Annotated in this window: 15 protein-coding genes; all 15 read left to right on the top strand. The window is 37.9% G+C overall.

All coding sequences use genetic code 11. From position 1 onward, the window contains the following. Positions 1-10: 10 nt before the first annotated feature. The 15 genes from ACQY77_RS07740 to ACQY77_RS07810 all read left to right on the top strand — a co-directional run bounded on the left by ACQY77_RS07740 (position 11) and on the right by ACQY77_RS07810 (position 17,475). Complete coding sequence (locus ACQY77_RS07740; protein ID WP_421938553.1) at positions 11-2,410, top strand: GumC family protein; 2,400 nt, start codon at positions 11-13, stop codon at positions 2,408-2,410. A 104-nt stretch (positions 2,411-2,514) separates the two neighbouring features. Continuing rightward, complete coding sequence (locus ACQY77_RS07745; RefSeq protein ID WP_421938552.1) at positions 2,515-3,024, top strand: UpxY family transcription antiterminator; 510 nt, start codon at positions 2,515-2,517, stop codon at positions 3,022-3,024. 456 nt (positions 3,025-3,480) lie between these two features. Continuing rightward, entirely contained in the window at positions 3,481-5,289 is a 1,809-nt protein-coding gene (gene asnB / locus ACQY77_RS07750) for an asparagine synthase (glutamine-hydrolyzing) (RefSeq protein ID WP_421938551.1), read from the top strand. Further along, the gene (locus ACQY77_RS07755) at positions 5,289-6,407 is read left to right on the top strand and encodes a glycosyltransferase family 4 protein (protein ID WP_421938550.1); all 1,119 of its coding nucleotides are present in this window, start codon (positions 5,289-5,291) and stop codon (positions 6,405-6,407) included. Before asnB ends, ACQY77_RS07755 begins: the two co-directional genes overlap by 1 nt. A 248-nt stretch (positions 6,408-6,655) precedes the next feature. Beyond that, positions 6,656-7,510, top strand: coding sequence for an ABC transporter permease (locus tag ACQY77_RS07760; protein ID WP_421938549.1), 855 nt, complete (start codon positions 6,656-6,658; stop codon positions 7,508-7,510). Between the two features lie 21 nt (positions 7,511-7,531). After that, on the top strand, positions 7,532-8,647 hold the full coding sequence (locus ACQY77_RS07765) for an acyltransferase family protein (RefSeq protein WP_421938548.1): 1,116 nt from the start codon (positions 7,532-7,534) through the stop codon (positions 8,645-8,647). Positions 8,648-8,766: 119 nt separating this feature from the next. Beyond that, positions 8,767-9,987 carry an ABC transporter ATP-binding protein gene (locus tag ACQY77_RS07770; RefSeq protein WP_421938547.1) on the top strand — a complete coding sequence of 407 codons (1,221 nt, stop codon included), beginning with the start codon at positions 8,767-8,769 and terminating at the stop codon, positions 9,985-9,987. 163 nt (positions 9,988-10,150) lie between these two features. Beyond that, the gene (locus tag ACQY77_RS07775; RefSeq protein WP_421938546.1) at positions 10,151-10,822 is read left to right on the top strand and encodes an FkbM family methyltransferase; all 672 of its coding nucleotides are present in this window, start codon (positions 10,151-10,153) and stop codon (positions 10,820-10,822) included. Then, entirely contained in the window at positions 10,806-11,756 is a 951-nt protein-coding gene (locus ACQY77_RS07780; protein ID WP_421938545.1) for a glycosyltransferase family 2 protein, read from the top strand. The genes ACQY77_RS07775 and ACQY77_RS07780 overlap by 17 nt, the downstream gene beginning before the upstream one ends. Then, complete coding sequence (locus tag ACQY77_RS07785) at positions 11,753-12,406, top strand: glycosyltransferase family 25 protein (protein ID WP_421938544.1); 654 nt, start codon at positions 11,753-11,755, stop codon at positions 12,404-12,406. Before ACQY77_RS07780 ends, ACQY77_RS07785 begins: the two co-directional genes overlap by 4 nt. Next, a complete protein-coding gene (locus ACQY77_RS07790; protein ID WP_421938543.1) occupies positions 12,393-13,325 on the top strand; it encodes a glycosyltransferase family 2 protein in 933 nt (310 codons plus the stop codon). The genes ACQY77_RS07785 and ACQY77_RS07790 overlap by 14 nt, the downstream gene beginning before the upstream one ends. Beyond that, positions 13,322-14,464: a glycosyltransferase gene (locus ACQY77_RS07795; RefSeq protein WP_421938542.1), complete on the top strand. Its 1,143-nt coding sequence runs from the start codon at positions 13,322-13,324 to the stop codon at positions 14,462-14,464. Before ACQY77_RS07790 ends, ACQY77_RS07795 begins: the two co-directional genes overlap by 4 nt. Next, a complete protein-coding gene (locus ACQY77_RS07800; protein ID WP_421938541.1) occupies positions 14,464-15,213 on the top strand; it encodes an FkbM family methyltransferase in 750 nt (249 codons plus the stop codon). The genes ACQY77_RS07795 and ACQY77_RS07800 overlap by 1 nt, the downstream gene beginning before the upstream one ends. After that, positions 15,213-16,235: a glycosyltransferase family 4 protein gene (locus tag ACQY77_RS07805; protein ID WP_421938540.1), complete on the top strand. Its 1,023-nt coding sequence runs from the start codon at positions 15,213-15,215 to the stop codon at positions 16,233-16,235. The genes ACQY77_RS07800 and ACQY77_RS07805 overlap by 1 nt, the downstream gene beginning before the upstream one ends. After that, positions 16,225-17,475: a glycosyltransferase family 4 protein gene (locus ACQY77_RS07810; protein ID WP_421938539.1), complete on the top strand. Its 1,251-nt coding sequence runs from the start codon at positions 16,225-16,227 to the stop codon at positions 17,473-17,475. Before ACQY77_RS07805 ends, ACQY77_RS07810 begins: the two co-directional genes overlap by 11 nt. The last annotated feature ends 103 nt before the right edge of the window (positions 17,476-17,578 follow it).

The following is a 17,578-nucleotide window of genomic DNA, read 5'->3' on the forward strand; positions in this document are numbered from 1 at the left end:
TCATAACGTGTTGACAGAACCAATACAAGAAAAGAAAGCGGTTAGCCAGAGTATCGACTTTTATAAAATATTCAAAGTGTTTTTAAGTCGTTGGTATTGGATTGCTGGTACCGTAGCCATTGCCCTTTGTGGTGCCTGGCTCTACCTTTGGTATACTCCCCCTGTTTATCAAACCAGTGCCTCTTTAAAGCTCGAAGAAAGTAATCCAACTTTAGGTACCACTGCACAGATGCCGATGCAGAACTACAACTACACGGATAAAATACAGGCAGAGAGTTTCACCATCCGCAGTAATGAAGTAATTATGAATGCGCTTAGAAAGCTTGATTATAAAATCAGCTATTTCTTAAAGGGCTATGCACTTACTACCGAATTATATCCTAAAGTACCTTTCGTAATCGAGATCATCAGGCAAGACAGTGTTAATTTTGACCGTACTCTGTACACAGTTAAAGCTGTAGATGACCAACATTTTAGCCTGCACCCTGCACAAAATGAAGATATAAAGAATACCTATCAATACGGGCAGGTAATTAAACTGGGTAACATGGAATTTAAGGTTAAAACTAAAATTCCGGCAGGTGGTACGTATCAATTTAAATTTAATGGTTTAGAAGATTTTATTGGCCGTGCTATGGGCGGACTTAATATTGGTGAAGCTGCACGCTTTACCAATGTAATGAGCTTAAGCCAAACCGATGGAAATGCGGTGTTTGCTGCCGATATCCTGAATGCAATTATGCAGGAGTATGTAAAGTATGACGTCATCCAAAGAAGACGGTCGGCCAGGCAAACTGTCGATTTTATCAATAACCAGCTGGGTTTTATTAATACAGAAGCAGGAAAATCAGGAAATACGCTTGCCAACTATAAAACCCAGAACAAAATGGTTGATATGGGCTCTGCAACTTCCATGACCGTAGGCAAACTTGCTGACTTTGAGAAACAAAAAACCGAACTTAACATCAAGCTTTTGGGCATTAAACAACTGGAAGAACAGATTAATAACAATCGGTCAAAGGTAGAAATAGGTGTTGATCTTGAAGGAGAGCTCTCAACCGGATTGGGTGCCCTGGTTACCCAATTAAACACATTACTCGCCAATCGTGAAGTAAAACTTAACCAGTTTAATGCCGATTCGCAACCGGTTAAACAGATTGAGCAACAAATTGCCAATGTAAAATCAGGTATCCGCAGCAGTATTCAGGCCATGCGCCGAAATAACGAGCAAACCATCCGGTACATAGATAATCAGATTGCTGGCGTTAACCAAAGCATGAGTACAATTCCGGTTAAGGAGCAAAACTTTGTTAAATTGCAAACCAATTTTGAAGTTAACAATAAAGTAAGATCATTTCTCTCAGAAAAGAAACTGGAAGCTGAAATGAATGCTGCAGCCATTGTTCCCGGTGTTTCCATCGTTAACCCGGCCTACCCTTCTTACTTTTCCATTTCTCCAAATAGCGGGAAGGCTTACAGTACTGCAATTATGCTTGGGCTTGCAGCCGGATTTGGACTCATCCTGCTGGTTCGTTTCTTAAACCCTTATATTTATGATAAGGAAACTGTTGAAGGCCTAACCCATACACCCATTATTGGTGTTATCCGGAAGTTCCCTGATTTTATTGATCAGGATAGCCGCCAGGCCCTCTCATTGGCCAAACCAAAATCTGTTTTTGCAGAATCGGTCAGGTCTGTCCGTACCAACCTCAGTTTTCTGGCCAGCCACAAACAGAGTAAAATCATCTGCGTTACTTCTGAAATTTCCGGTGAAGGAAAATCGTTCGTTACCGTAAACCTTGCCAGTACACTGGCACTAATTGAGAAAAAGGTAATTTTAGTTGCAGCAGATTTACGTAAGTCTAAACTCCATAAAGCCTTTGGTCACAACAATAAAAGTGGATTGAGTTCTATCCTGTCCGGACAGGCTACTTTGGAAGAAGTACTGATTAACGATCAGATGCATCATATCGATTTCATCCCTTCAGGCCCGGTGCCACCCAATCCTTCTGAGTTGCTCCATACTGCAGCCATGAAAGACTTGTTAAAGAAACTGGAACAACAATATGATTATGTGCTGGTAGACACTGCTCCCGTTGGCTTAGTATCAGATGCTATACCACTTATCCGATCTTCGGATGTTAATTTATTTGTAATCCGCTCTGGAGTATCGCAGCAACGAGCAGCAGCCATTCCTGAACGATTATCAAGAGAATATGGTTTAAATAACATGGCTATTGTGCTCAATGCCTTCGGCGATGATGCTTTATATTCGAATTACTATACCACAGATTATTCACGTGGTGGCGGGAACAGCACTTATTATTATTCTGATTATTCAGGCTATTCTGGTTCTGGTTACTATGATGATGAAAACAGAAAATGGTGGATGTTCTGGAAGAAAAAATAATTTGTTTTCCTAGAGCAATGGTTATCCGAGCTTTTAGGTAAACATAAAAAAACGGCATCCTGAACCTGTTGAAGGATGAACAACGAAAAACGAAATAGTGCCGAATGATAAATAACGATTACAGGTGGTATCCGGTTTATACCCGCTCCAGGGCGGAAAAAAAAGCTTACGAAGAATTACTGCGTAAAGGAATTACCGCTTATCTGCCCTTAAAAAAAACGTTAAAACAATGGACAGACCGTAAGAAAATTATCGAGGAGCCCTTAATCAAATCCTATCTGTTTGTTTATATTTCTGCAAAAGAGCATGCAGAAGTTTTAATGACCAATGGGATTGCGCGTTTCATTTACTTCTCTGGCGAAGTAGCGAGTTTGCCTGAGCAACAGATTGAAGCTCTGAAGCTCCTGCTGGCAACAGAATCAGACCTGGAAGTATTTGAATACGATATCAAACCCGGCGAAAAAGTGATTGTAAAAGCCGGCCCATTTAAAGGCATGCTGGCAGAGTTAGTTTCCATACGCAACAAGCAAAGGATTGTACTCCGGTTAGAACAAATGGGATTTGCCATCAGCATAAACACCTCAATAGCATTTATAGAACCGCTATTGGTTTAACTTGACTTAAGTCAAGGTTTGATTATTAAGAAAGGCTACAGGTTTACAACCAAGCCCTTACTTTTGCAAAGTGTAATACTGTCGTTATTCAAACATCAGTATTAGCATTATGATCTTAATATTAAGCAGCATGTTTTGAACAGAAAATGTGACTGAGAGGGCGAAGCTGTGCCCCGATGTTGCTGAATGGCGTGGTATTGCTGAGTTAGTTGGTTAGTTGTTGAGCTGCTGAGGTGTATTAGCCACCCAGACCTGTAACCCACAACTCTCAACCTGTAACAATATTAGCCACACAGACCCGTAACCCACAACTCTCAACCTGTAACAATATTAGCCACACAGACCCGTAACCCACAACTCTCAACCCGTAACAATATTAGCCACCCAGACCTGTAACCCACAACACACAACCCGCAACAATATTAGCCACCCAGACCCGTAACCCACAACACAACCATGTGTCGCATTGCCGGAATTATAGATAAAAACAGAACTGAATTAGAAATCCAAACGGATCTGTCGGCCATGTGCAACGCAATGAAACATGGCGGACCAGATGATGAAGGTTATTATGTTAGCGAGGTACTTGGCTTAGGCCACAGGCGCCTTTCCATCATCGATTTAAGTAAGTCAGGGCATCAACCCATGTTTTACAGCAATCGAAACCTGGTGATCAGCTACAATGGAGAAGTTTTCAATTACATTGAACTCAAGGCAGAACTCATTGAGCTGGGACTAAAATTCGATACCGGTACAGACACTGAAGTCATACTTGCCGCCTACCAGGCATTTGGTACCGAAAGCTTTGCTAAGCTAAAGGGTATGTTTGCTTTTGCCCTCTATGATAAGGAACTAAAACAAACATTTCTGGTTAGGGACCCATCGGGCATAAAACCTTTATATTATTATGCTGCCTATGAAAAACTGGTTTTCGCATCAGAAATAAAAGCTTTTAAACAAAGCACCTATCTTTTTGAAGAAAATCCCAACTGGAAAGTATGTATGCTTGCTTTTGGGCATTTACCAGAACCCTACACCACACTTGATGAGGTTAATAGTTTACCAAAAGGCTGTTATTTACATTGGAATCATGCTGATTCAACCTATCAGGTTAGACCATACCTCCCTGAACCTGCCACCTGTAATGTAAATAATGAAGCCAGCGCCAGGCAAAAGATTAAGCAAACTTTAACCCAGGCGGTAAAAAGGCACCTCATTTCAGATGCACCCATTGGTGTTTTTTTAAGTGGCGGAATAGACAGCAGCCTGATTACGCTTTTGGCCCAGCAGCACCTGGATGCAGAAATGCAGCAACAGAAGCTTAACACGCTTTCCATTCATTTTGACGTATCGAACCTATCCGAAAAACCTTACCAGGATTTGGTTCAAGCACAGGCAGGTACCAATCACGCTGAATATTTAATCACGCAGGAGATATTCAATACCCATTTCCCCAGTACCATGAGGGCCATGGATCAGCCCAGCACCGATGGAATCAATTCATGGTTTATTTGCCACTTCGCTAAACAAAAAGGCTTAAAGGCGGTGTTATCTGGCATTGGTGCCGATGAAATATTTGGCGGATATCCTTCTTTCAAAAGAATTTACTGGGTAAAAAAACTCTATAGTATTCCAAACTTCATTCTCAAGCTTGGAGAGCAGTTTAAAAGGCCCGCATTAAAAAGAACTTATTACCTCAGCTATCAAAACACCGTTGGAGAGTACCTTTTTTTCAGGGGTTTTTTCAGTCCGAAAGAAATTTCGAAAATTTTAGATATAAGTGTTAATCAGGTAGATGAGACACTAAAAGCTTTAAAAATTGGTGAACTTCCTACTTCACTCCCTCCTGCCGTTCAAGCCAGTTGGTTAGAAAGTAATTTGTACATGCAAAACCAGTTACTTAAAGATACCGATTACATGAGCATGCAGCATGGACTGGAAGTAAGGGTGCCTTTTTTAGATACAGATTTGCTTAAACAAGCCGGGGCTATCCATCACGACATAAAATATAGTGATGACCGGCCTAAGAAACTGCTCATTGAGAGTTTCAGGGATATCCTTCCGGAGAAAATCTGGAACAGGCCTAAAATGGGTTTCAGCTTTCCCTTTCAAAAATGGCTGGCACATAACGACCAATTTTTAGCGATCGTAAACGAGGTTGAAAACTTGGCGGTTAAGCAACACCTCAGAAATTTTAAAAAGGGCAATTTGCATTGGTCAAAGGCGATGGCGCTTTACCAGGTATTTAATGGTTTTATGGTTTAATGTTGAAAGATCAAAAAGTTTTATTCTTAACCTTATATACTTTCGGCTTAACTGGTGGAATAGAAAATGTTTGCAAGGCATTCGCAAAGGCATTAGCAGAATTCCGAACAGCAGGCAGACTTAAATCCTATCAGGTGCTCAGCATGTACGATAAAAAGGGCAATGAAAAATATTTAGATACATCGCTGTTTAAGGGCTACAATGGGAAACGTATGCTATTTTCCCTGCAAACCCTCCTGGCAGCCATATCGTCTGACATCATTGTATTGAGCCATGTTCACTTATTAATTTATGCAAGAATCATTAAAAAGTTCTTTCCAAAAAAACGGATTATTTTATACGCCCATGGCATAGAAATATGGAATACAATCGGATTGGCAAACACCCGGTTTATTCAAAATAAGGTAGAGATTTGGGCTGTTAGCGCTTATACAGCCAAACGGATTCAGGAGGAACATCAGGTTTCAAAATCCAATATTCAGGTCCTTAACAATTGCCTTGATCCCTTTTTTGCAATCCCGAAAAACTTTAAGAAGCCCGAATCATTGATAAAAAGATATCATCTGCCAGATAATGCTAAAATCATACTTACGCTGAGCAGATTATCCAGTAGCGAACAGTATAAGGGTTATGACCAGACGCTTGAAGTATTAAACCAGTTGAATGAAGATGTTCATTATATCCTTGCGGGAAAGGCTGACAAGGAAGAAAAGAACAGAATAGAAAATTTAATCAACGTACGGGGACTGCAAAAGCGAACCATTTTAGCGGGTTATGTGCCTGAAGAGGAACTTACGGATCATTATCTGCTGGCCGATGTGTTCGTTATGCCCAGCAAGGCAGAAGGTTTTGGAATTAGCTTTATCGAGGCCATGGCTTGTGGCACCAGGGTAATTGCAGGCAATCAGGATGGCAGTGTAGATGCCTTGAAACAAGGTTCATTGGGCACTTTAGTTGATCCAATGAATCTGAAAGCAATCCAATCTGCTATAGAACACCATCTGGCAATCCCACATAACCCGGAAGAAAAACGTAGGCTGCAGGATGATTGTCTGAAGCACTTCAGTTTCAACAATTATAAACAACAAATTGCGGAATTATTGAAAGATGTTCGTTGAGGTGAAAGGTTTGAAAGTCAGAAGTCAGCAAGACCGGGGATCAAAGTCTGAACGCCCTCGCATTTTCCATACATCCTGTTCTTTAATACTTTAATCCTAACACTTAAATCTCGCTACTTGATACTTAGATCTCGCTACTTAATTCTTACATCTTGCTACTTGATTCTTACATCTTGCTACTTGATACTTACATCTTGATACTTAACCCGCTACCTGATACTAAACACCCGATACTTGCTACTTAAAAAATGAGTCACGAAAACCACGAATGGTCTATTGAAGCTAAATCTTCACTCATCGATTTAAAACTGGGAGAAGTTTGGGCTTACCGCGACCTGCTTTTATTGTTAGTTCGGCGGGATTTTGTTTCTTTTTATAAACAAACCATTTTAGGACCACTATGGTTTTTCATCCAACCCCTGTTTACCACCATAATCTTCACGTTCATTTTCGGTAACCTGGCCGGAATTTCAACTGACGGTTTACCTAAACCACTTTTTTACATGGCCGGAATTACCGCCTGGAATTATTTTGCTGATTGCCTGACTAAAACTTCAACTGTATTCAGAGACAACGCCGGCATCTTTGGCAAAGTTTATTTTCCACGGTTAATTATGCCACTCAGTATTGTGGTAAGTAATCTGGTAAGGTTTGGTGTTCAAATGCTGCTCCTCCTCCTCATGATGGCTTACTATTATTTTACAGGTTATCATTTTCAGGTTACTACCAGCATAATGCTTTTTCCATTTATTGTAATTCTTATGGCATTGTTAGGCTTGGGAACCGGTATGATCATCTCAGCTATGACGACCAAATACCGGGATTTAGCCTTTTTAGTGACATTTGGGGTGCAGTTACTCATGTACGCTACAACAGTTATCTACCCACTCTCTACGGCTTTAGAGAAATATCCGCAATATGCCTGGATCATCCAGTACAACCCCATGACCCCCATTATTGAGATATTTAGATACGGCTTTTTAGGTGAAGGGACTTTTAACTGGGCAAGCATTGCCTATACCACAACGGTAACACTGATGCTATTGCTTGCAGGTATTGTTATTTTTAATAAAGTGGAACGAACCTTTGTGGATACGGTTTAGCTATGTTTAGCATTCCTTGTTTTGGATAGTGTAGAGAAATTACGTCTTTTTGACCAGAAGTTAAGCACGGCCTTTACTGCTCCTGCTTTTCTGAACAAGACTTATCTTCCTTCCTTAGATGGATGGCGTGCTGTTGCCATTACATTAGTTGTATTAGGACATGCAAAGTTCACCATTTCTGCTACTTCATATTTTTACAAATTCGCCGAATTGTTTGTCTATGCTGAATTAGGGGTAAGATTTTTTTTTGTTTTAAGTGGATTTCTCATCACAACACTTCTGATCAAAGAATTTATAAAAGATCAGAAAGTAAACGTTAAAAAGTTTTTTATTAAACGTGTACTCCGCATCTTTCCTGTACTCTATCTCTATCTTATCTCCATATTTTTACTTAATCAGATTTTTAACTTGGGGCTAAATGCAGACCATTTTTTGGGGCCGATTCTTTATGTCAATAATTTTAATCTTTTCGAAGGAACCTGGCTAACCGGACATACCTGGTCTCTAGCAGTTGAAGAGCAGTATTACTTAATCTGGCCTTTTATTTTTTCTTATCTGATAAAAAAACTTTGGCTCTTTTGTTTGATTATGATATGTGCTGTTCCTCTCTTAAAGATTCTTTGGTATTTCTACCCAAATTATCATACGATGACTTTAGGTCCATTCATCGATAATGCAGATGCAATTTTTTCAGGTTCGTTATTGGCAATATTGTCCTTCAAACTCTTTTTCAATGAAAAGCAAAAATTCTGGTCTACGAAATGGTTGGGCGGGCTATGCGCATTAGTATTGTTTATTGCGAACTACTGTGTCCATAGAGGTTATTTTGGACTTCTTTTTTATCCATTTTCTGGAACAATATGCAATATTATAATTTGCATCTTAATTTTAAAAAGTTTAATCAAGCCTTTTAACGGATTCTCAATTATCTTGAATAATCATGTTGTGGTTAAGCTCGGCATAATTTCATATAGCCTATATATATGGCAACAATTGTTCTTAGTTCCGCTCAATGGTTATCAGGGTAAATTAAATTTTTGCGTATTTCCTTTAAATATAGTTTTTGCAATTGTTGCAGCCGTTATTTCTTATTTCTTTTTTGAGAGGCACTTTTTAAAACTGAAAAGATTTATTTAGAATTTATAAAATGACTACATCGGAAATTCATGGGGAGTTTAAAACAGATAAACAATCAACTAAGTTTTGGCAATTAAGGCTTACTTATGAATTCTGCAGTATTAATAATTACCTGAAAAATGAGTAACATAACCATTAAGGTAGATAATTTAAGTAAAGCTTACCAACTTGGACAAATAGGTACTGGCACCATTAGTCGCGATTTAGAGCGCTGGTATGCACGCATTCGTGGCAAAGAAGATCCATATTTAAAGATTGGAGAAACGAATGATCGGCGTATTAAAGGGGGTAGTGATATCGTCTGGAGTTTAAAAGACATTAATTTCGAAATTGAACAGGGTGATGCAGTTGGTATTATCGGACGGAATGGTGCTGGCAAGAGTACCTTGCTCAAAATCTTAAGCAAAGTTACCGCGCCTACCAGTGGAAAAATAACAGGGAAAGGTCGTATTGCGAGCTTACTTGAAGTAGGTACAGGTTTTCATCCTGAATTAAGCGGCAGAGAAAATATCTTTTTAAATGGCGCTATTTTGGGCATGCGTAAAAAAGAGATCCAGCGTAAGCTGGAAGAGATTGTAGATTTTGCAGGAATAGAAAGATATTTGGATACCCCTGTTAAACGCTATTCATCTGGCATGTATGTCCGCCTGGCTTTCGCTGTTGCTGCACACCTGGAATCAGAGATACTAATCGTAGATGAAGTACTGGCTGTAGGTGATGCCGAATTTCAAAAAAAGTGTTTGGGCAAGATGGGCGAAGTAAGTAAGGGAGAAGGAAGAACGGTATTGTTCGTGAGCCATAATATGGGGAGTATTCAAGAATTATGCTCCAAATCAATATTGCTGATCAATGGTATGCTTGATAGTTTTAGTGAAACAGAAACAGTTTTGAATTCCTACCTTCAAACCAGTCATATTGGCAATGAATTTATATTTGCCAAATACTTAAAATCCGTATCAGCAAAACAAGAAGGAGATAAGATAATAGTTAAGGCTGAATATGAGCATTTTAACGAACTTACTCATCCACACCTGGGAATAGTTGTTAAAGATGTGTATAAAAATATTGTTTTCGCAACAAATCCGACCATTGAAAAACAAGTGACAAAAATCTCTAAAAAAAATGGCGGAATAATTGAGTTTGAAATATTTGAACCAAAACTTTTAGATGGTACATATTCAATATCTGTTTACTATGGAAATCGTAACGAAGACTTTATTATACAACCAGATTGCATCCAACTCGACATTGTCGGAATGCATTCATTAGGTTTACAAATGAATGCGTCCTTAGTTGGCAGTGTAGTACCAAGGTCGCAAATGTCCATTAAAGAATACTAAAGACTTGATAAATTTAAAGGTTAGGAAATACCCTAAAGTCATAAATTACCTATTAAAAGCTTATCTTTTATCAAAAGATCATCTTTTTAAAGAACGGTTGTTAGGTATAATCAGGAGACTTTTTCCTAACAGAAGGCTTGTGAGTTCAACTGACTCAAACTTTATGATGGCACTTGATTTGGAGGACATTGTTCAAAAAACAATATTTTTCAAGCATTCATGGGAACCTAATCTTTCCAGGTTTCTGAAAAAATCTCTTAGGGATAGTGATGTGTTTTATGATATTGGATCAAATGTTGGTTATTATAGTTTACTCGCAGCGAAACAAGATTGTACTGTAGTAGCTATAGATCCCGATCCCGCCAATATTGCAGTTTTAAAAGAAAACATTGCTTTAAACAATTTTGATAAGATAAGATTTAAGCAGATTGGCTTAGGTGAAAAAAATGAAGATAGACTTTTTTTTCGATCTAAACGCAGCAACAATGGGCAAAGTGGATTCATATCTCGTAATCCAATTGCGAGTTTTAAGGTAAACATATACCAGTTGGATAACCTTATCGAACATCATAATTTTCCTTTGCCAACAGTTATAAAAATAGACACTGAGGGCTGGGAAGAAAAGGTGCTCATTGGTGCAAAAAAGCTTTTGGAACACGCTCCCCCACGTTTGATTATTTTTGAGTCAGAAATGGACGCAAAGGCATTAAACGATAAAGAATCGATAGTCAACTTACTTGGTGAATATCATTACGCGATAATTGACACACACTTAGATGACTATGGTACAAACTATGTAGCCCAGTATTTACCTTCTGATGAAAGCAGTAAATAATCCGCATCTTGTATCCATTATTATCCCATGCTACAACAGTGCAAAGTTCATTGAATATAGTATCAAGTCTGCATTGAATCAAACTCATAAGGATATCGAGTGCTTAATTGTAGATGATGGAAGCACTGATCAGACCGCTGAAAAGATTTCTTCATTTCTGAAAAATAGCAATGTACGCTATTTTAAGAAAGCAAACGGCGGCACATGTTCTGCAAGGAACTTAGGAATTGCTCAGGCAAAGGGCCAGTTTATGCTTTTCCTAGACTCAGATGACCTGTTGACAAAAAATGCAGTAAAAACGTTGATAAATACTATTGGTGATCATGATATTGCATTCGGTTCTTGGGCAAACTTTAACGATAAAGGTGTTGCTGAACCCATTAGATACGATCTAAGTTCTATTTCTTCGAGTGAAACCTATTTACATTTTAAACCTACAGTTTCAACAGCTTTGATAAAAAGCTCTGAAGCAGGCAAGTGGGACAATTCTATTCATGTTTGGGAAGTAACTGATTATTTTATCAATTTGCTTGCCATGGGAGCCAAAGCTGTTTTTACAAATGAAGTAGTAACTAGAATCAGGCAACACTCAGACGAAAATAGAGCTTCATTACAGCACAAGCATTTTGATCCTTTAACCACGCTTCCATTTTTACTCAGATGGAAAGAAACATTTAGAAAGTATGGCACACTTACCGACCAGATAGAATATTTGTTGGATGTTTCGATAATAGATAATGTTTTCACTGCATTACGCCATGGGAAACCTTCCAGGGAGGTCAAATTTTATTTTAACCATATCAATAAGAAATCCCTAGCCAATTTGCAAGTAAATAAAATATTTAGTCTTTATTCGTTTCTTCGGCACTTTAAAAGATTTCAAACAGTAATGCTTTTTAAGACGATGTCTAAGTTATTAAACCGTTCTAAATGAAAACAATGAATTTTTTCTCCCAAATTTATCTGATAAATTTAGAAAGAAGATCAGATCGTTTAGCCCGTTGGAAAGAACTAAATAGTCAATTTGTACCTTCAGAAAAACTTTTTATCTTCCAAGCTATTGAGCCCAAAGCAGATAAATTAGGTACCTGGAAATATGGTGTAGGCGCATTGGGTTGTTTAGAAAGTCATTTGGAAGTTATCAAACACGCTCAAAACTCAGGTTATGAAAATATACTCATACTCGAAGACGATAGCGTCCTAAACCAGACCTTTGATCTGGACCTGAAGCAATGCCTGGAGGAGCTTCCTATTGATTGGGATATGCTTTACCTATTTTCACAACACCATCAGCAAGCATCTACATTTAGTACTCACCTCAATAAATGCAACTCAACACTATCTACTGTAGCATATGCACTGAACTTTAGGATGTATAATACTGCGATTCACTTACTTGGAAAAAAGAATAAACAAGTTGACGTTGTATTTGCTCACTTACATTTCCTAAATAATTCATTCGCTGCTAAAACCGATTTATGTTCGCATGCAGATCTTTTCGACTCTGATATTACTACCAGAGTACCTTATATTAAAAAAAATATTCTTTCTAGAATAATAGAAAAGATAATTGGAAACAGTTAGTGTAATCATTCCTGTTTATAATGGGGCGCAAACAATTGTTAGCACATTAGATTCTGTATTTGCCCAAGAGGGGGTTAATCTAGAAATTATTGTGATAAATGACGGATCAACTGACCAGACTTTAGAAGTCTTGCAGACATTCAAAACTCAAATTAATTTATTCTCAACGGTTAATCAGGGAGTAAGCCATGCAAGGGCATTCGGGTTAACTAAAGCAACTGGTAGCTACATTCAATACTTAGACTCAGACGATCTACTCGCTCCACAGAAAATAAGAATGCAAATGCAGGCATTAAAAAATAAAAATGGAGATGTTGCTTATGGAGATTGGCAGAAATTTGTTGAAGTAAACAAAAATATTATTTTTAAAGATAAGGTATCTCAAGAGATCGAGGGAGATCTCGAAACAACTATTTTTGCAAAATTTTGGGCGCCCCCAGCTGCGCTGCTTTATTCAAAGAGAATTTGCGAAAAGCTATCATGGAGTAATACTTTGCCAATTATACAGGATGCAAGATATCTTCTAGATGCTGCAAGATCTGATGGTCATTTTGTTTACACGCCAGGAGTAATGGCTTACTATCGAACTGAACAGGAATATTCATTGTCGCAGAAAAGCAAGCTAGCCTTTATAAAAGATATCTACCAAAATTCACTTGAAATTCACCAATGCTGGCTAGTCAGCGAGAGTTATAATCAGGAAAAAGAAAAATCTATTATAAATTCTTTAAGGTACACCATTAATGAATTCAGAGGACTTGATCGCCAATGTGCAAAAAAAGCAATTAATGCTTTACTCACTATAGCACCAGGATACATCCCTGAGGAAAAAGGCTTATTGAGATTAATGTCTAAGTTGTTTGGTTATAAACAAGCGGAATATTTGGCGTATATCAAGCGAAAGTTTTTAAAAGGATGAAAATAGCGCTAGTAACTGCTTACTATTATCCACAAAGCCATGGCGGGACAGAAAAATATGTCCATAGTCTAGCCAAGCACCTGCAATCAAAAGGCCACAGGGTTCATGTAATCACTTCTTATGGAGAAGAGATTACAGATTATCTGTACTTGGGCGTAAAAACATTTGTTTTACCAGCAGAAAAGCGACTTTCTAACGAAATAATCGTTGGAGATCGTCCCTCACTAAACATTATACCATTTGAGCAACTACTATTAAAGGAAGCATATGATAATGTCCATTTTCATACACTTACGCCGTTATTTAATATTTTCCATATACAAGTCGCTAAAAAAGTCGCTGCTAATATTTATTTTACCGCTCATGTTCCCGGTCTAACCTGCATTCGTGGCGATTTGCTAAAATTTGGCTTAGGGCCTTGCGATGGCTTAGTAACAAAACAAAGATGTACAGCATGCTTTATACAAAAGATGGGTTACAACAAAAGCCTGGCAGTTATGCTATCAACTTCAGTTATTTTTGCAAGGTATCCAAAAAACCTATCGGGTGTGGTAACAAAAAAACTACTCGAAATGCATATGTTGAATAGCCTGATAGATAAAATTTTCATTTTTACTCATTGGCAGGAACGTATCCTTTTAATGAATGGTTTTTCAGCAGAGAAACTGGAAAAAACCTCGCAGCTTTTTGAAGAAATTGTGCCCTTCTTGGCCGTTAGAAAGAAAGTGAAAAATATTGGATTCGTAGGAAGACTTTGTCCAGAAAAGGGAATTCAGTCACTGATTAATGCTTTTAAAAATGCTAAACGTTTCGATATCAATTTGAATATAGCCGGAATTATTAATGAAGTAGGGTTTTATACCGAATTACGCAAAAAATCTGAAGGTTTTTCTAATATCAAATGGAACATCAACCTCAAGGAAAATGAACTGAATGCATTCTATCAAAAAGTTGACCTTATCATAATTCCCTCAACATCGTTCGAAACCGGTCCTTTTGTGTTGTATGAAGCGTTAAAAATGAAAATTCCAATCCTGGCAAACAATCTTGGGGATTTACAAAACTGGCAAGAAAAAGGATATGACATTCAACTATACAGCTCACAGCAAGAACTCATAGCCCAAATTAAAACACTATAATGAATTGGAAATTCTTAATTGGAAAATCGTTATTTGAAATAGAACAACTAATTATTAGAACCGATATCAAATTTGTTCGAAATAATTTCCCTTTTGGCCGAAACTGGATATATGATGTTAAAAGACTGCTCAAAGAACAACCTCAAATAATCGTAGATGCTGGGGCTAATTATGGTTTTGTATCAAAAGAATTAAGTTTTTGGTTTCCCTCTGCTGTGGTTTATGCTTTTGAGCCTGTAGCTCATACTTTTCAAAAATTATGCGATAATCTGGCCGCTTCTAATTCGGTATTTTTAATAAACATGGCTCTGGGTGAAAGAGAACATCAGATGGATATTTTGCTTAATCCCGAACATACGATCAATTCATTAAAAAATAATCCTGCAAATTCTGTTGGCCAGGAAACCATTAATATTATCCGCCTTGATCACTTTCTCCAAGAAAAGAACATACAAAGTGTAAACATTTTAAAAATCGATGTTGAAGGTTACGAATTCGAGGTCTTGAACGGAGCAACTGCACTTAATATAGATGTAATTTTACTAGAGGTGGGTTATGAGCGTGAACCGACAAAGGTTCACTTCTCTGATGTGGAAACATACATGGAAGCAAAAGGTTATCAACTTTGTGGCATTTACGAACTGACAAGAAATTTGAATGATAAGAGAAAAGTCACGTACTCTAATAATCTGTATGTGAGAAAAGAGATCCTGGAGAAAAAAGATGATCCCTTAAATTCGCTAAATTAATGAAAATAGCAATTATTGCTGATCCTGAAATCCCAGTACCTCCCCTACTTTATGGCGGGATTGAGCGTATTATTCATATGTTAATTGAACAGTATATGTACCTAGGCCATGAAGTAAGCCTTTTTGCACATGCCGACTCTATAACTAATGCTAAACTAATTCGATATCATGGAAAAACCAGTACTGGCAAGTTGGATTTAATTAAAAATATGTGGACGATCAATCTGGAACTCACACTAAACAAGTATGATATTATTCATAGTTTTGGCAGATTGCTCTATCTACTTCCCCAACTAGCGGGCAAAACTCCAAAAATCATGAGCTATCAACGCGAACCCACAACATCTCAAATTTCCAGAATTCAAAAGATAGCACGAAAAAACTCAATAGTATTTACAGGGTGTAGCAGATACATCAGCGATAAAATTCGGCACGTTGCAACCAGTTTTCCCATTTACAATGGAGTAGATCTAAAAAAGTATGATTTTCAATCAGAGGTGCCAGCTACTGCTCCGCTCATCTTTTTGGGTAGAATTGAGCCAATAAAAGGCACTCATATTGCTATTGAGGTAGCTAAAAGTGCCAATAAAAAGCTCCTAATAGCAGGAAATGTTCCTATTGAGTTTGGGCAATATTTCAAAGAGCAGATTGAGTCAGAACTGAATGAAAACATAAGGTACATTGGCCCCGTAAATGACATTGAAAAAAATAAATTATTAGGTACAGGGCTTGCTTTATTAATGCCTATAGAATGGGATGAGCCCTTCGGAATCGTAATGGCCGAAGCCATGGCATGCGGAACTCCAGTCATTGGTTTTAGAAAAGGATCGGTACCAGAAGTCGTTAGTGATGGGGTAAACGGATTTATTTGCGATTCTGTGAAAGAAATGTGTAGCAATATTAATCGTATAACAGAATTGGACAGGTACAAGGTTCGCCAGGATTGTGAAAAAAGATTTTCATCGCGTGTTATTAGCGAACAGTATCTAAATCTTTATCAAAAGATGATACATGGCACATAAATTAAACGGAATAGTTTCTAATCCTAACGTGGCACCACATGTAAAACAAACGGTACTAGCTTATCGGGACGGAGGATTATTAAAGCAATTTTATACCACATTTATTTTCCACCCCGATAATCTGCTGAGTAAATTACTGTCAATTGTGTTTCCCTCACTTATCTCTGAGTTTAAACGAAGGGCTTTTACAGATTTACCTTACAAATATGTGAGTACTAGCCCATTTCAGGAGATGTTAAGGGTGTTGGCGTCAAGAAAATTATCGGCTATCATTGCTGATAAAATATGGGAATGGAGTGAATTACGTTTTGATGCCTGGGTAGCCTCAAAATTACGTAGTGAAGATTCTTTCATCCATGTAACAGAGCATGCCTCTTTGAAGACACTTGAGAAAGCAAAATCTCTTCGTATCCCCAGTTTTTATGAGCAACCAAGCATCCATCATGAAACTTTTTCAAACATCGTAAGGGAACAGCTCGCGTCATATTCTGCATTTAACACCAAAGAAATGAGCCTTTTTACTGATGAAAAAGCTCGAAAAAGAAATCGCAGACGGGATAAAGAGTTGGCTCTTGCTGATTTTATTATCTGCAATTCTTCATTTACCGAACAAAGCTTAATCAAGGCAGGCATCCCACAACAAAAAATTGTGGTTGTTCCTTTGGGTTTCCCTGAAACAGAAGAAATACTTAAAACCAAAAAGCTAAATAAACGAACTACCTTTTTGGCTGCCGGAAATCTCAGTTTGGGAAAAGGCACTCACCTACTACTAGACGCATGGCGCGAGCAACAAAATCAGTTAAATGATGCGGAACTTTGGATTGTAGGGAAAAACGGCTTACCAAACAGTTTTATAAATCAGCTCCCTAATAATATCAAATTAATGGGCAACATTCCTCGGCATAAGTTAATGGAATTGTATCACTCAGTTGATTTACTTATTCATCCGACACTTGCCGATGGGTTCGGAATGGTTATTTCTGAAGCCATGAGTTGCGGCACCCCTGTAGCTACAACATTAAATGGTGCTGGCGCAGACTTAATTCAGCATGGTCAAAATGGATTATTAATTAATGTTAACAATAAAAAAGCTATATCAGATTGCTTAATCTGGTGTTTACATCATCGTGCAGAGTTACTTGAACTAGGCAAACAGGCATTCCTGACAGCTAAACTATATCCTTGGTCAATGTATCGAGCTAATCTTCAAAAACAGATTTTGAAAAGAGTCAAACATTGAAAAAAATCTGCTTAGTTACAACCGGTCACCTGTCATCGGATCCTAGATTAGTTAAGGAAGCAGCCTGCCTATCCAGCAATGGATATATTGTCCATATTATCTT

Source organism: Pedobacter sp., from assembly GCF_965279535.1.
Classification (GTDB): domain Bacteria; phylum Bacteroidota; class Bacteroidia; order Sphingobacteriales; family Sphingobacteriaceae; genus Pedobacter.

Excerpts from the sequence above, each read along its gene's own strand:
- ACQY77_RS07745 (WP_421938552.1), top strand. The coding sequence starts at position 2,515 with ATGATAAATAACGATTACAGGTGGTATCCGGTTTATACCCGCTCCAGG.
- asnB (WP_421938551.1), top strand. The coding sequence starts at position 3,481 with ATGTGTCGCATTGCCGGAATTATAGATAAAAACAGAACTGAATTAGAA.
- ACQY77_RS07755 (WP_421938550.1), top strand. The coding sequence starts at position 5,289 with ATGTTGAAAGATCAAAAAGTTTTATTCTTAACCTTATATACTTTCGGC.
- ACQY77_RS07760 (WP_421938549.1), top strand. The coding sequence starts at position 6,656 with ATGAGTCACGAAAACCACGAATGGTCTATTGAAGCTAAATCTTCACTC.
- ACQY77_RS07770 (WP_421938547.1), top strand. The coding sequence starts at position 8,767 with ATGAGTAACATAACCATTAAGGTAGATAATTTAAGTAAAGCTTACCAA.
- ACQY77_RS07775 (WP_421938546.1), top strand. The coding sequence starts at position 10,151 with ATGATGGCACTTGATTTGGAGGACATTGTTCAAAAAACAATATTTTTC.
- ACQY77_RS07780 (WP_421938545.1), top strand. The coding sequence starts at position 10,806 with ATGAAAGCAGTAAATAATCCGCATCTTGTATCCATTATTATCCCATGC.
- ACQY77_RS07785 (WP_421938544.1), top strand. The coding sequence starts at position 11,753 with ATGAAAACAATGAATTTTTTCTCCCAAATTTATCTGATAAATTTAGAA.
- ACQY77_RS07795 (WP_421938542.1), top strand. The coding sequence starts at position 13,322 with ATGAAAATAGCGCTAGTAACTGCTTACTATTATCCACAAAGCCATGGC.
- ACQY77_RS07800 (WP_421938541.1), top strand. The coding sequence starts at position 14,464 with ATGAATTGGAAATTCTTAATTGGAAAATCGTTATTTGAAATAGAACAA.
- ACQY77_RS07805 (WP_421938540.1), top strand. The coding sequence starts at position 15,213 with ATGAAAATAGCAATTATTGCTGATCCTGAAATCCCAGTACCTCCCCTA.
- ACQY77_RS07810 (WP_421938539.1), top strand. The coding sequence starts at position 16,225 with ATGGCACATAAATTAAACGGAATAGTTTCTAATCCTAACGTGGCACCA.